Raw genomic sequence first — 13,875 nt, 5'->3', positions numbered from 1 at the left:
ATGGGGGCAGACTGTCTGCATGACGAGCCGCGCCGGCCTCCCTGCCGAGGAATCTGATCTGATCGATGTCGACGAGCTGATCGCCGCTTACTACGACCGCGTGCCCGACCCCGGGGTCGCCGCCGAGCGGGTCGCGTTCGGCACCAGCGGTCACCGCGGGTCGTCGCTGACCAAGAGCTTCAACGAGAACCACATCCTGGCGACCACCCAGGCGATCGTCGACTACCGCGCGAGCCAGGGGATCACCGGTCCCCTGTTCCTCGGCCGCGACACCCACGCGCTCTCGCTGCCCGCCGAGCGCAGCGCCATCGAGGTGCTCGTGGCCAACGGCGTCGACGTCCGCGTCGACTCGCGCGACGCCTGGGTGCCGACGCCCGCGCTCAGCCACGCGATCCTCACCTTCAACCGCGACCTCGCGCCGGATGCCGCCGGCCGCGCCGACGGCATCGTCGTCACCCCGTCGCACAACCCGCCCCGCGACGGCGGCTTCAAGTACAACCCGCCGCACGGTGGACCGGCCGACACCGACGCGACCGGCTGGATCGCCGACCGCGCCAACGAGCTGATCGCCGGCGGTCTCGTCGACGTCAAGCGCGAGCGGTTCGCCGACATCGACTGGGACGCGCTTCCGGGGTACGACTTCCGTGACGCCTACGTGCGCGACCTGGCGACGATCATCGACATCGACGCCATCCGCACCGCCGGCGTGCGCATCGGCGCCGACCCGCTCGGTGGCGCATCCGTCGAGTACTGGGCGCTCATCAAGGAGGTCTACGACCTCGACCTGACCGTCGTGAACCCCGAGGTCGACCCGACCTGGCGCTTCATGACACTCGACTGGGACGAGAAGATCCGCATGGATCCGTCCTCCCCGTCGGCCATGGCCTCGCTCGTCGCCAAGAAGGGCGACTACGACGTGCTGACCGGCAATGACGCGGATGCTGACCGCCACGGCATCGTCACCCCCGATGCCGGGCTCATGAACCCGAACCACTACCTCGCGGTCGCGATCGACTACCTGTTCTCGCACCGCTCCGAGTGGCCGCGCGACGCCGCGATCGGCAAGACCCTCGTCTCTTCGATGATCATCGACCGGGTGGCCGAATCGCTCGGACGCCGCCTCCTCGAGGTGCCGGTGGGCTTCAAGTGGTTCGTGCCCGGTCTGCTCGACGGCTCGGTCGCGTTCGGCGGCGAGGAGTCGGCCGGAGCATCGTTCCTCCGCAAGGACGGCACCGTCTGGTCGACCGACAAGGACGGCATCCTGCTGTGCCTGCTCGCGGCCGAGATCATCGCGGTCACCGGCAAGACGCCGTCGGAGCGGTATGCCGAGCTGGAGCAGGCCTTCGGCTCGTCGGCCTACCAGCGCGTCGACGCCCCGGCGACGCCCGCACAGAAGGCGACGCTGGGCAAGCTCGCTCCGGATGCCGTCTCGGCGACGACCCTCGCGGGTGAGGACATCACCGCCAAGCTGTCGCACGCTCCCGGCAACGGTGCGGCGATCGGCGGCCTCAAGGTGCAGACCGAGCACGCCTGGTTCGCCGCCCGCCCCTCGGGCACGGAAGACGTCTACAAGCTGTACGCCGAGAGCCTGCGCGGCCCGGAGCACCTCGCCGAGGTGCAGGCCGAGGCGCGAGCCGTGGTGTCCGCCGCCCTCGGGGGCTGATCCCCGCGTCCTTCGGGCTGTTCTTCTGCCCCCGCACGTCGCCCGTGTGGGGGCAGAAGTGCATCCGGGACCGGAACTCTTTCGTGGCGGAACGCCCGCGTGGCGGATCCGGGGGCGGACTGCCCCACGGCATCCTCTCCGTGTGCGTGCGGGGCCAATAACGCAACCGAAACGGCAGATCCCGGTGCGAACGTGGCCCCGGCTGGCGTCCGCGATGCGAAACTGACCCCGACTGGCGGACGGAGATGCCCTCACGTCCCCTATCTCGCCGCCCCTGCGTGTGCGTGGTCAATTACGCACCCGAAACGGCTGATCCCGATGCGAAAGTGGCCCCGACTGGCGGACGGAGTTGCCTTCCGGCCCTCGTGCTCGCCCCCTGCGTGTGCGGGGTCAATTACGCACCCGAAACGGCCGACCCCGATGCGAAAGTGGCCCCGACTGGCGAGCCCGCTGCGAAAGTGGTCCCGACTGGCTGGCGGGCGGATGCTGCGGGGGGCGGGGGCAACCCGGGCGGAAGAATGCGGACGAATGCGGACGGATGCTGCGCACCAGCGAACCCCACCGTGGGCCGACGCGCGGAGGCGATACGTCAGACCGAGCGGGCGAGCAGTGCTCCGGCCTCGCGCAACCAGCGGGCGGGGTCGGCGAGCGCGGCATCCGACGATCCGGCGATCTCGGTGAGCGACGCGGATGCCGTGAACAGCGCGGTGTCGGAGTCGGCCGTGATGCGTCCGGCGGCGAGCAGGGCGGTCGCACCGGTCGTCGACGCGAGGCCGGCGATGAACGAGGGCACCTTGCCGTCTCCGGACTGACCGTCGTACGACCCCTCGCCTGTGATGACATAGTCGGCGTCGGCGATCGCGTCGGCGAGGCCGATCAGGTCCGCCACCTCGGCAGCGCCCGGGGCGAGCGTCGCACCCCAGGCGACCAGCGCACCGCCCGTGCCACCGGCGGCTCCGGTGCCCGGAAGTGCGGAGTCGAGGCCGAGCAGTTCGGCGAGGCCCGCTAGTCCGGCATCCACCTCGTCGAGCTCCGGGCCGACGAGACCCTTCTGCGGTCCGAACACGGCTGCGGCGCCCCGCGGGCCGACGAGGGGATTCGTGACGTCGGTGAGCACGCGCACCCGCGGCGCCGTGCGCAGACCGCTCAGGTCGACGGAGGCGATGTCGGCGAGACCGCGGGCTCCTCGCGCGACCGGCTCACCGGCGGCATCGAGGAATCGCGCACCGAGGGCGGTCAGCATCCCGGTGCCGCCGTCGGTCGACGCGCTCGACCCGATGCCGACGACCAGTCGCGTGACGCCGTGGTCGAGGGCTGCGGCGATCGCCTGACCGAATCCGGTGGTGTCGGCATCCCACGGACGCAGTTCGTCGAGCAGTTCGATACCCGAGGTCGAGGCGAGGTCGACGACGGCGGTCCCCCGGGAGAATCCCCCGAGACGGGAAGCAGCAGCCAGCTCGTCTCCAGCGGCAGCCCCGCGGGTCCGTCGACGACGACCGGCATGCGTCGCGCTCCCGGCACGGCCGCCTCGAACGCGGCGACGGTGCCCTCGCCGCCGTCAGCCATGGGGCGGTGCACGAACGTCGCGGTCGGCTCGACCGATGACCAGCCTTCGGCGAGGGATGCCGCCGCATCCGCCGCGGTGATCGTGCCCTTGAAGCTGTCCGGCGCCAGCACCACGCGGGTCATCGGGTGAGTCCGGGGTGCTCGCCCGCACGATGACCTCGAGCGGAAGCGGAGCCTGCTGCCAGTCGGCGTCGACCGTCGCACGGAAGGCCTGATATCCGACCTCACTGAGCGGCACGCGCACGGTGGTGAGGGCCGGGGTGACATCGCTGCTCGAGGGCACGTCATCGAAGCCGCAGACCGCGATGTCGGCGCCGACCTCACGACCGGCCTCGCGGATCGCCGCCATCGCTCCGATCGCGACCACGTCGCTCATGCCGAACACGAGGGTGCCGGGTTCGACGCCGTCGGCGAGGGCCGCCGTCATCGCCTGCGCACCCGATTCGCGGCGGAAGTCGCCGCGGATCACCCGCTCGATCGCCCCGCCGTCGGTCTCGAAGCCGGCGCGGAATCCGGCGAGACGCTCGTCCGACGTCAGCACTCCCTCGGCCGCACCGATCGCGATGGCGGAGCGGTATCCGAGAGACGCCATGCGGCGACCGAGCGCTTCGGCGCCGGCGCGGTTGTCGATCTCGACGTGGCGGTTGTCTGCGCTGCCGGCGCCGAACGTGACCACGCGTCCACCGAAGCGGGCGTACTCCGCGAGCTCGCGTGAGGTGTCGGAGTCCGTCGGCTCGTTCGTGCGCGATGCGGCGAGGATCAGGCCCTGGGGTCGCTGCCCACGCAGGGCCCGCACGATGCGCGCCTCGCGTGCCGGATCTCGCTCGGTGATCGCGATCGTCACGACCAGGCCCTGTTCGTCGGCTCCGCGGGCGACACCGGCCGCGATGAGTCCGAAGTAGGGGTCGGCGATGTCGGCGACCAGGAGTGCGATGACGGGCGAACTTCCTCGGGCGGTCGCCTGCGCCGATGCGTTCGCCGTGTAGCCCAGTTCGGCGGCCGCCTGCTCGACGCGCTCGCGGAAGGACTCGGCCACCTTGCGCTCGGATCCGTTGAGAACACGGGATGCCGTGGCGAGCGAGACCCCGGCCTCACGGGCGACGTCGTGCAGGGTCGGGGCCGCGCCCCGCGAATGCCGCGGCTGACGCACGCGGGAAGGGCTTTCCTGCTGACTCATGCCCTGAGCATACTGCGCGGTGAGGGCGATGCCGGGGAGGGTCCGGCGACCGGGCTGCGGGGGCGCATGGCTCAGAGGGAGAGGTAGGCGCGCAGCGTCGCCGCCTCGCCACGCAGCAGCGTCGGATCATCGCCGGGTACGAACTCGAGCAGCGCATCGCGGGGCGGAGTCGTCGCGGACAGCGCCTCCGCGAAGAAGCGGGTCCACAGGGCATCCCTCGCCCGCAGCGGAAGCCTCTCGTGATCCGGCCACCACGAGAACACGTGCGCGGCGCTGACCCGGTCGGCGACCGCGCGGTACTCGTCGAGCACCGCATCGACCGTGGCACCGACCGTCGGCTGCCAGTACGAGCTGAGCGTCGGCCGAGCCACCTCGTCGAGCACCCGCAGCGTCGTCCGGGCGGTGTCGGCGAGCGTCCCGGAGTGGAACTCGAGCGCGAGCGAGATTCCCCGGGCGGCGGCCTCATCGACAGCATCCTGCAGTCGGGCGATCGTCGACGCCCAGTCCTGCGGCGACGCCTCGTCGGACCCGATCGGCCCAGCCCAGACGCGCACGCGATCGACACCGAGCGCCTCGGCGGTGTCGAGCACGGGGGTGATCGGCTCGTCGGCACCGGCACGGAAGTACGAGCCGTAGGAGCACGCGACGAGCCCGGCATCCGTCGTGAGCGTCGCCACCCTCGCGGCCTGCTCGACGTCGCCGGGCAGCACGTGCGAATCGGCTCCCCACTCGATGACCTCGAGTCGGGCGTCGGCGGCGAGGTCGACCACCTGTTCGGCGCTCAGCGACCGGAAGGTCACCGAGCAGAGTCCTGGGCGGATCTTCGTCATGACGTCATCCTCTCAATCGTTCGGCGGGGTGTCTCGGGGCTTGCGCCGTGCGCGACCGCCGCGTACAGGTGGGCGGTTCCCGGGTGGTGATCCGGTCTTCGGCGGCCTTCTGTACGTCCGGTCTTTTCCGGTCCGGTCCCGCCCGGTCCGACGAGAAGTCCGCCGCACCCCGTCCCGTCTGCAGGACCCAGGCACGGATGCAGGACAGAAACGGTGCCACGGCCCTGCATCCGTGCTCGGGTCCTGCAGGTGCTCCGGCGAACGGTCCGGTGCCGGCGGACGTTCCCGTCCGGTCCGGTCCGGTCCGACGAGAAGACCGCCGCACCCCGTCCCGTCTGCAGGACGCGGGCACGGATGCAGGACGGAAACGGTGTCATGGCCCTGCATCCGTGCTCGAGTCCTGCAGACGGTGGAAGCGTGGCCCACTCGCGGGGGTTTGCGGCCGGTGCCCGACCGGACCCCGGCCCCGACCGGATCCCGGTGCCCGACCGGATCCCGGTGCCCGACCGAAACCCGACCCCGACCGATTCTCGGCGGCCGTCAGCGCAGATGCGGCGAGATCGCGGTGCCGAAGGTCTCGGCCGTACGACGGACGACGTGCTCGGGAGCGTCCGCCCAGATGTCGGCGTTGAAGATCTCGACCTCGATGTCACGGTCGTATCCGGTGTCGATCACGGCCCGCGTGAGCGAGCCGAAGTCGATCACGCCGTCACCCGTGTAGTGCCGCGACAGCAGCGCATCGGCGGCGAGCGGGGTCTTCCAGTCGCACACCTGGTACGTCGCGATGCGCCCCTCCCGGCCGGCGCGCGTGATCTGCTCGAGCACCTGCGGATCCCACCAGACGTGGAACGTGTCCACCGCCGCGCCCACGACGTCGGCATCGAAATCGGCCGCGATGTCGAGCGCCTGCCCGAGCGTCGAGACGACCGCGCGGTCGGAGGCGTACATCGGATGCAGCGGCTCGATCGCGAGCGTCACGCCCGCCGCCTTCGCGTCGGACGCGAGCACGCCGATCGCGTCGCGCACACGCTCGCGCGCGCCGATCAGATCGCGCGATCCCACCGGGATGCCGCCGGCCACGAGCACGAGCACGGCCGTCGATCCGTCGGCGCCCGCGGCGGCGAGGGTCGCGGTCTCCTCGATCGCTCGGCGGTTGTCGTCGAGCGCAGCAATGCGATCCGGCCCCTCCGGAAGGGTGAAGAAACCACCGCGGCAGTGGGTCGTGAAGCGCAGCCCCGAATCGGCGAGCATCTGCGCGGCGACGTCGAGCCCGACCTCGTTCACGGGCTCGCGCCACAGGCCGATCGCCTGGATGCCGGCATCCGCCGTCGCCCGCAGCGCCGTCGCGAGGTCTGCGTGCTTGATCGTGGCCTGGTTGATCGACAGGCGCGGGTCGACGGTCACAGGTCCACTCCGTTCAGGCGCAGCATCCCGTGCCAGCGCTCGCGAGCGAGTTCGGGATTCTCGAGGGCGAGCGACGCGTTCGCCAGCTCGACGATGCGGCTGAGGTGCGGAAGGCTGCGCGCCGAGTGCAGTCCGCCGACCATCTGGAACGCGGGCTGGTGCCCGTTGAGCCAGGCGAGGAAGGCGACACCGGTCTTGTAATAGAAGGTCGGCGCGGCGAACACCTGGCGGCTGAGCTCTTCGGTCGGGCCGAGGATCTCGAGGTAGAGCTCGGGGTCCCCGGCATCCAGCGCCTGGATCGCCGCGGAGGCGACCGGGGTGATGGCCGCGAACGCGCCGAGCAGCGCGTCGGAGTGCCCGTCACCCTGCCCCACGGTGTCTCCGCCGATGAGGCCGACGTAGTTGAAGTCGTCGCCGGTGAACATGCGCACACCCTGCGGCAGTCGCTCGCGCACCGAGATCTCCGACTCGGCGTTCAGGAGGCTCATCTTCACGCCGGCGACCTTGTCGGGGTTCTCGGCGATCACGTCGAGCAGCACAGCGGATGCCGTCTGCCAGTCGTCCGCTCCGAAGTACCCGGCGAGCTCGGGGTCGAAAGCCGTGCCGAGCCAGTGCAGCACGACCGGGACGGTGGCCGCCGAGAGCACCTCGCGATAGACGCGACGGTAGTCGTCGGCGTTCTCAGCGACACGGGCGAGGTGGCGAGAGGCCATGAGCACCGGGCCCGCCCCCTGCTCCTCGGTGAAGTGCAGCTGCTCCTTGTAGGCGTCGATCACCTGGTCGAGCGAGATGTGCGACTCGGCGACGTGATCGGTGTTGACGCCGACCACGACCGAGCCGCCCTCCTCGCGGGCGACCTCGGCGCTGCGCGCGATGAGCTCGCGCGTCGCCGCGGCATCCAGCCCCATGTTCCGCTGAGCGGTGTCCATGGCGTCGGCGACGCCCAGACCCCACGAGTACGCGTTGCGGCGGAACACCAGAGTCGAGTCCCAGTCGATGTCGGCGGGCTGCCCCGGGGTGTTGTCGGCGTGCACCTTCGGCACGACATGGGCTGCGGCGTACGCGACGCGGCTCTGCAGCGGAGAGGCCGGACGCGTGTACTTGCCGCCTTCGCGCAGCTCGGCATCCGTCACCGCACCCGCGGCGTCGAGAAGTCGGAGAGTGGTCATGCTCAGCCCAACGTCAGCGGGGTGAGCGCGACCTTGCGGCCTTCGGCGCTGGAGGTCAGCCCCGCCTCGGCGAACTGCACGCCGCGGGCGCCCGAGAGCAGGTCGAAGGGGTACTTCGTGCCCTCGACGAACGAGACCAGGTACTCCTCCCACTGCTGACGGAAGCCGTTGAGGAAGACGTCGTTGGTCGGGACGTTCTGCCAGTCGGCGTCGTAGTCGTGGCTGTCTTCGAGGTCGGGGTTCCAGACCGGCTTCGGAGTCGCGTTGCGGGGCTGGATCTTCGCGCCGAAGAGTCCGACGACCGCGGATCCGTGGGTGCCGTCGACCTGGAACTCGACGAGCTCGTCGCGGTTGACGCGCACCGTCCAGCTGGAGTTGATCTCGGCGACGATGCCGCCCTCGATCTCGAAGATGCCGTACGCGGCGTCCTCGGCGGTGGCGGTGTAGTGCTCGCCGTTCTCGTCCCAGCGGTCGGCGATGTGCACGGCGGCCTGCGCGTAGACGCTCTTGACCTCGCCGAACAGGTTCTCGAGCACGTAGTTCCAGTGCGGGAACATGTCGACGATGATGCCGCCGCCGTCTTCGGTGCGGTAGTTCCAGCTGGGGCGCTGCGCGGGCTGCCAGTCGCCCTCGAAGACCCAGTAGCCGAACTCGCCGCGCACCGAGAGGATGCGGCCGAAGAAACCGGAGTCGATGAGGCGCTTGAGCTTCTGCAGACCCGGCAGGTAGAGCTTGTCGTGTACGACGCCGGTCTTGACGCCGGCCTCGTCCGCGAGACGCGCGAGCTCGAGGGCCTCGTCGAGCGACTCGGCGGTCGGCTTCTCGGTGTAGATCGCCTTGCCGGCCGCGATCGCCTTGCGAAGGGCCGAGGCGCGGGCCTTGGTCACGAGGAAATCGGCGTAGATCTCCCACTTCGGGTCGGCGAGCGCTGCGTCGAGGTCGGTCGTGTAGTCGTCGATGCCGTGCTTCGCGGCGAGCTCGGCGAGCTTGGCCTCGTTGCGGCCGACAAGCAGCGGCTTGACCGTGATGCGGGATCCGTCGGGCAGCTCGATGCCGCCCTGGTCGCGGATCGCGAGGATCGACCGCACGAGGTGCTGCCGGTAGCCCATGCGCCCGGAGACGCCGTTCATGATGATCCCGATCTCGCGGGGTGTCGCCTGTGACATTGCTGGTCCGTTCTGTGGGAAGCCCGTGCGCCGGTCGCCCGAGGTGGGTAAGCGCTTTCCGTCAGCATGCCACGACTCCGTCGGGCGCGCAAGCGGCGGGTGGAAACCGCTATCCGGGTTCGCGGGGCGGTGGCATGGCCGCCCCTGCCGCGTGCGTGGTCACAAACGCATCCGAAAGGCGCGATTCAGGTGCGTTTCTGGCCACGCACCGTAGGGGGCGGGGTGCGGGGGCGGGCGGGGCGTGGGGCGCGGGGGGGCAGAGGGTGGCGGGGGGGCAGAGGGTGGCGGGCAGCGCGGCTCAGCGGGTGCTGGAGCGTTCGACCAGAAGCGTCGGCACGACGACAGCGGATGCCGCACCGTCCGCGGCACCCTCGATGTCGGCGACGAGCAGGTCGACGGCGCGGTGTGCCAGGGCGGCGAAGTCCTGACGGATCGTCGTCAGCGGTGGGCGGTAGTTGGCGGCATCCGGCACGTCGTCGAAGCCGATGACGCTGACGTCCTCGGGAACCCGCCGCCCCGACTCGGCGAGCGCACGGAGGAGCCCGAGCGCCATCTGGTCGTTGGCGCAGAAAACGGCGGATGCTGCTCGCAGCGCCTCGCCCGCGGCGAACCCTGCCTCGGCGGTCCAGTCGCCGCGGACGACCTCGGTCGCCTCGACCCCGACCTCCGCGAGCGCCTTCCGCCATCCGCGCTCGCGCTCGGCGGCCGCGAACGAGTCGGCAGGCCCGGCGAGGTGGTGCACCGTCTCGTGTCCGAGGCCCAGCAGGTGAGCGGTCGCCGCAGCTGCGCCTCCGACATGGTCGCTGTGCACGACCGCGAGATCCGCAGACCCCGGGGCGTCGACGACCACGAGGCGCAGTCCCGGCGGCCGATCGGCTGCGGGTACCAGCGCCGACGCCTCGTTCAGCACGATCGCGCCGTCGACCTCCTGCTCGGCCAGGCGCTCGAAGGCGTCGGCCACGCTGTCGCCCGCGGTGACGAGGGTGAGGGCGTAGCCGCGTTCAGCCGCGGCCTCGGCGGTGGCCTGCAGCATCCGCGAGTTGCCGACCGTCGCGAGAGTGGTGACGACGAGTCCGATGGTCTGCGAGCGTCCGGTGCGCAGAGCGCGCGCTGCGCGGTGGGGGCGGTAGCCGAGCTCGGCCATCGCGGCTTCGACGCGCCGGCGGGTCGCGGGGTCGACGCGAGGGCTGTCGTTGACGACGCGCGACACGGTCTGACCCGAGACGCCGGCGCGGGAGGCGACCATCGCCATCGAGACACGACCGGACGGGGCCTGGCGGCGGCGCGGGCGCGCGGCGCTGCGACGCAGATCATCGTCGCGCAGCAGCTCGTCGTCCACGGGCACCCTCTCTACGCGCTCACAACTCCGGAATGTTGACGTTACCACGGCGCTGTGCGTACCATGTTTACGTGAACACGCCCGAATCTCCTGAGTTGCGAACCGAGACCCTCTCCGCCGGCATCGTCAAGCGCGCGACGACGCTCGCCGACGGCCGCGAACTGATCTACTTCGATGATCCCGACACGACGCTCGGCGCCGACCGCGCCGTCGACAGCCGCACGCTCGACGCCCGCGGCGAGACCGCCACGATGCGCCTCGATGTGCTGACCGGCGACTGGATCACGGTCGCCGCCAACCGGCAGAACCGCGTGATGATGCCGAGCGCCGACGCCGATCCTCTCGCTCCGCAGTCGCCGACCAACCCCTCGGAGGTGCCGTCGCTCTACGACGTCGCCGTGTTCGAGAACCGCTCGCCCGCCTTCGGCCCCGCCCTCGCCGAGGCGACCGGCACCGCTCCTGAGGCGAGCAACCCTCCCCGCGGGCTCGACGATCTCGCCGCCCTCGGACTCGGCCGCACCCGCACCTCGGTCGGACGCTGCGAGGTCGTGTGCTTCAGCCCCGAGCACACCGGCTCGTTCGGCACCCAGTCGGTGACGCGCGCCCGCACAGTGATCGAGGCCTGGGCCGACCGCACCGCCGCCCTGTCGAAGCTGCCGGGCATCCAGCAGATCTTCCCGTTCGAGAACCGCGGCGAGGCCATCGGCGTCACGCTCCCCCACCCCCACGGCCAGATCTACGCCTACCCCTACGTGACGCCGCGCACCACGCGCCTGCTCGACTCGATCGACCGCACCGCGCCCGACCTGTTCCAGCACATCCTCGAGTCCGAGCAGGCGTCCGAGAGGGTCGTCTTCCGCGGGGAGCACTGGACGGCATTCGTGCCCTTCGCCGCCCGCTGGCCGCTGGAGGTGCACCTCATGCCGCACCGCCACGTTCCGGACTTCGCCGAGACGACGGATGCCGAACGCGACGAGCTCGCGCCCCTCTATCTGCGACTGCTCCGCGGCGTCGACGCGCTCTACGACACCCCGACGCCCTACATCGCCGCCTGGCACCAGGCCCCGGTGAACGTCGGCCGAGACAGCGTGCGCCTGCACCTGCAGCTGACCAGCCCCCGCCGGGCGGCCGACAAGCTCAAGTTCCTCGCGGGATCCGAGGCCGCGATGTGGGCCTGGGCCGCCGAGGTCACCCCCGAGCAGGGTGCGGCCCGCATCCGCGAGGCCATCGCGAAGGCCGACGCCGCACACACCGCATCCGCAGACCAGAACGCAGACGAGGCATCCGCATGACCACCACCCAGGACGCCGCGCGCGCACTCTTCACCGACCTCACCGGTCGCACCCCCGAAGGCGTCTGGTCGGCGCCGGGGCGCGTGAACCTGATCGGCGAGCACACCGACTACAACGACGGATTCGTGCTGCCCTTCGCCATCCCGCATCGCACGGTCGCCGCCGTCGGCATTCGCGACGACCGCCGCATCCGCGTCGCCTCGACGTTCGCCGACGAGCCGGTCGAGGTCTCCCTCGACGACCTCGACGAGCTGTTCCCGACCCCGACCGGCACCGCGCCGCGCGTGCCCGAGTGGGCCGCCTACCCCCTCGGTGTCGCCTGGGCGCTGCGCCAGGCCGAGGGTGTCGCTCCGTCCGCGGCCACCGGTTCGGGGCTCGACATCGCCATCGCGTCCGACGTGCCCGTGGGTGCGGGGCTCTCGTCGTCGGCGGCGATCGAGGGTGCCACGGCATCCGCGCTCAACGATCTCTGGGAGGCCGGGCTCGACCGCGTCGCCCTCGCCCGCGTCGGTCGGAAGGCCGAGAACGAGGCGGTCGGCGCCCCGACCGGCATCATGGACCAGATGGCGTCGATGCTCGGCGAGCCGGATGCCGCGATCTTCCTCGACTGCCGCTCGCTCGATGCGAACCTCGTGCAGGTCGGCATCGCCGAGGCCGGCCTCGCGATCCTCGTGATGGACACCCGGGTCAAGCACGCGCACTCCACGGGCGGATACGGCGAGCGCCGTGCGGCCTGCGAGCGCGGTGCCGCGATCATGGGCGTGCCGAGCCTGCGCGACGTCTCGGTCGACGACCTGCCCCGCGCCGAGGAGCTCATGGACGACGTGACGTTCCGCCGCGTGCGGCACGTGGTCACCGAGAACCAGCGCGTGCTCGACACCGTCGTGGTGCTGCGCGAAGACGGTGCGCGTGCGATCGGCGACCTGCTCGTGGCCTCGCACGCCTCGATGCGCGACGACTTCGAGATCTCGGTCCCCGAGCTCGACACGGCGGTCGAGACGGCCCTCGCGGCCGGCGCACTCGGTGCTCGCATGACCGGCGGAGGCTTCGGCGGTGCGGCGATCGCGCTGATCGAGCAGGACTCGGTGCAGCAGGTGACGGATGCCGTGTCGGCGGCGTTCGCCGCATCCGGTTTCACTTCCCCCGTGATCTTCACCGTCACGCCGTCGGCCGGGGCGCATCGCGACGCGTGACCGCTGCCCGCTCGACCACGTCGTGAACGCGCGGCCTCAGAGTCCGCCGATCGCGACCTGAGATACTGAACACTTCCCCACCCTGAGGAGCACAATGTCCTGGATCGTGACCGGCGGCGCCGGCTACATCGGCTCGCACGTCGTTCGCGCACTGGCGGATGCCGGGCTCACGCCCGTCGTCCTCGACGACCTCTCGAGCGGCGTCGCATCGTTCGTGCCCGAAGGCGTGGCTTTCGTGCAGGGCAGCATCCTCGACCGTGAACTGGTCGAGAAGGCGCTGCGCGATCACGACGCCGAGGGTGTCATCCACGTCGCCGGATACAAGTACGCCGGCGTCTCGGTGCAGCGCCCGCTGCACACCTACGCGCAGAACGTCGAGGGCACTCGGGTGATCCTCGAGGCGATGGATGCCGCGGGCGTCACCAACATCGTGTTCTCGTCGTCGGCGGCCGTGTTCGGCACTCCCGATGTGGCGCTCGTCGTCGAGGAGACCGCCAAGAAGCCGGCGAGCCCCTACGGCGAGTCCAAGCTCATCGGCGAGTGGCTGCTCCGTGACCAGGCGATCGCGATCGCCGACTCCGACAAGCCGCTGCGTCACACCTCGCTGCGCTACTTCAACGTGGTCGGGTCGGCCGACCCGTCGGTCTATGACGTGAGCCCGCACAACCTCTTCCCGATCGTGTTCGAGAAGCTCATCGCCGGCGAGACCCCCCGCATCAACGGCGACGACTACGACACCGAGGACGGCACCAACGTGCGCGACTACGTGCACGTCGGCGACATCGCCGCCGCCCACGTCGCGGCAGCGAAGCGTCTCGCCGGTGGCGAGCCGATCGAGGCCGCATACAACCTCGGCTCGGGCGACGGCCTCAGCGTGAAGCAGATCATGGACGCGGTCGCACGCGTCACGGGCATCGACTTCACCCCTGAGATCGGCCCTCGGCGTCCGGGAGACCCCGACCGCATCGTCGCGACCGGCGAGCTCGCCGCGCGTGACCTCGACTGGAAGATGCGATACACGGTCGACGAGATGGTCCGCACGGGCTGGGAGGCCCGTCAGGCCGCGTCCTGACGTC

The 13,875-nt window shown here is 71.0% G+C and carries 10 protein-coding genes and 2 pseudogenes; 4 read left to right on the top strand and 8 right to left on the bottom strand.

Annotated elements, in window-relative coordinates; genetic code table 11:
* Window positions 1–19 precede the first annotated feature (19 nt).
* Window positions 20–1,663 carry a phosphoglucomutase (alpha-D-glucose-1,6-bisphosphate-dependent) gene (gene pgm / locus ACZZ93_RS14000; RefSeq protein WP_320490665.1) on the top strand — a complete coding sequence of 548 codons (1,644 nt, stop codon included), beginning with the start codon at window positions 20–22 and terminating at the stop codon, window positions 1,661–1,663.
* Window positions 1,664–2,252: 589 nt separating this feature from the next.
* Here pgm and ACZZ93_RS13995 read toward each other — a convergent pair.
* From ACZZ93_RS13995 to ACZZ93_RS13960, 8 genes and pseudogenes are all read right to left on the bottom strand, one after another.
* Window positions 2,253–3,041, bottom strand: coding sequence for a glycerate kinase (locus ACZZ93_RS13995; protein ID WP_463511753.1), 789 nt, complete (start codon window positions 3,039–3,041; stop codon window positions 2,253–2,255).
* Window positions 3,042–3,178: 137 nt separating this feature from the next.
* Window positions 3,179–3,352 (bottom strand): annotated as a pseudogene (locus ACZZ93_RS13990) (glycerate kinase); the annotation flags it as partial.
* Window positions 3,353–3,425: 73 nt separating this feature from the next.
* Window positions 3,426–4,406: pseudogene (locus ACZZ93_RS13985) on the bottom strand (LacI family DNA-binding transcriptional regulator); the annotation flags it as partial.
* A 71-nt stretch (window positions 4,407–4,477) separates the two neighbouring features.
* The gene (locus ACZZ93_RS13980; RefSeq protein ID WP_463511351.1) at window positions 4,478–5,236 is read right to left on the bottom strand and encodes a sugar phosphate isomerase/epimerase family protein; all 759 of its coding nucleotides are present in this window, start codon (window positions 5,234–5,236) and stop codon (window positions 4,478–4,480) included.
* A 540-nt stretch (window positions 5,237–5,776) separates the two neighbouring features.
* Entirely contained in the window at window positions 5,777–6,640 is an 864-nt protein-coding gene (locus tag ACZZ93_RS13975; protein ID WP_463511350.1) for a sugar phosphate isomerase/epimerase family protein, read from the bottom strand.
* Complete coding sequence (locus ACZZ93_RS13970; RefSeq protein ID WP_463511349.1) at window positions 6,637–7,809, bottom strand: dihydrodipicolinate synthase family protein; 1,173 nt, start codon at window positions 7,807–7,809, stop codon at window positions 6,637–6,639. The genes ACZZ93_RS13975 and ACZZ93_RS13970 overlap by 4 nt, the downstream gene beginning before the upstream one ends.
* 2 nt (window positions 7,810–7,811) lie before the next feature.
* On the bottom strand, window positions 7,812–8,975 hold the full coding sequence (locus tag ACZZ93_RS13965; protein ID WP_053097757.1) for a Gfo/Idh/MocA family protein: 1,164 nt from the start codon (window positions 8,973–8,975) through the stop codon (window positions 7,812–7,814).
* Window positions 8,976–9,273: 298 nt separating this feature from the next.
* Entirely contained in the window at window positions 9,274–10,227 is a 954-nt protein-coding gene (locus ACZZ93_RS13960; RefSeq protein ID WP_463511752.1) for a LacI family DNA-binding transcriptional regulator, read from the bottom strand.
* A 158-nt stretch (window positions 10,228–10,385) separates the two neighbouring features.
* Between ACZZ93_RS13960 and galT the strand changes: the two genes are divergently transcribed.
* From galT to galE, 3 genes are all read left to right on the top strand, one after another.
* The gene (galT, locus tag ACZZ93_RS13955; RefSeq protein ID WP_053097758.1) at window positions 10,386–11,606 is read left to right on the top strand and encodes a galactose-1-phosphate uridylyltransferase; all 1,221 of its coding nucleotides are present in this window, start codon (window positions 10,386–10,388) and stop codon (window positions 11,604–11,606) included.
* Window positions 11,603–12,799, top strand: coding sequence for a galactokinase (gene galK / locus ACZZ93_RS13950; protein WP_463511348.1), 1,197 nt, complete (start codon window positions 11,603–11,605; stop codon window positions 12,797–12,799). Before galT ends, galK begins: the two co-directional genes overlap by 4 nt.
* A gap of 94 nt (window positions 12,800–12,893) precedes the next feature.
* On the top strand, window positions 12,894–13,871 hold the full coding sequence (gene galE, locus ACZZ93_RS13945) for a UDP-glucose 4-epimerase GalE (RefSeq protein ID WP_463511347.1): 978 nt from the start codon (window positions 12,894–12,896) through the stop codon (window positions 13,869–13,871).
* Window positions 13,872–13,875 lie beyond the last annotated feature (4 nt).

The organism is Microbacterium sp. AC026 (assembly GCF_979258475.1).
This window is presented reverse-complemented; position numbering and strand designations above follow the sequence as displayed.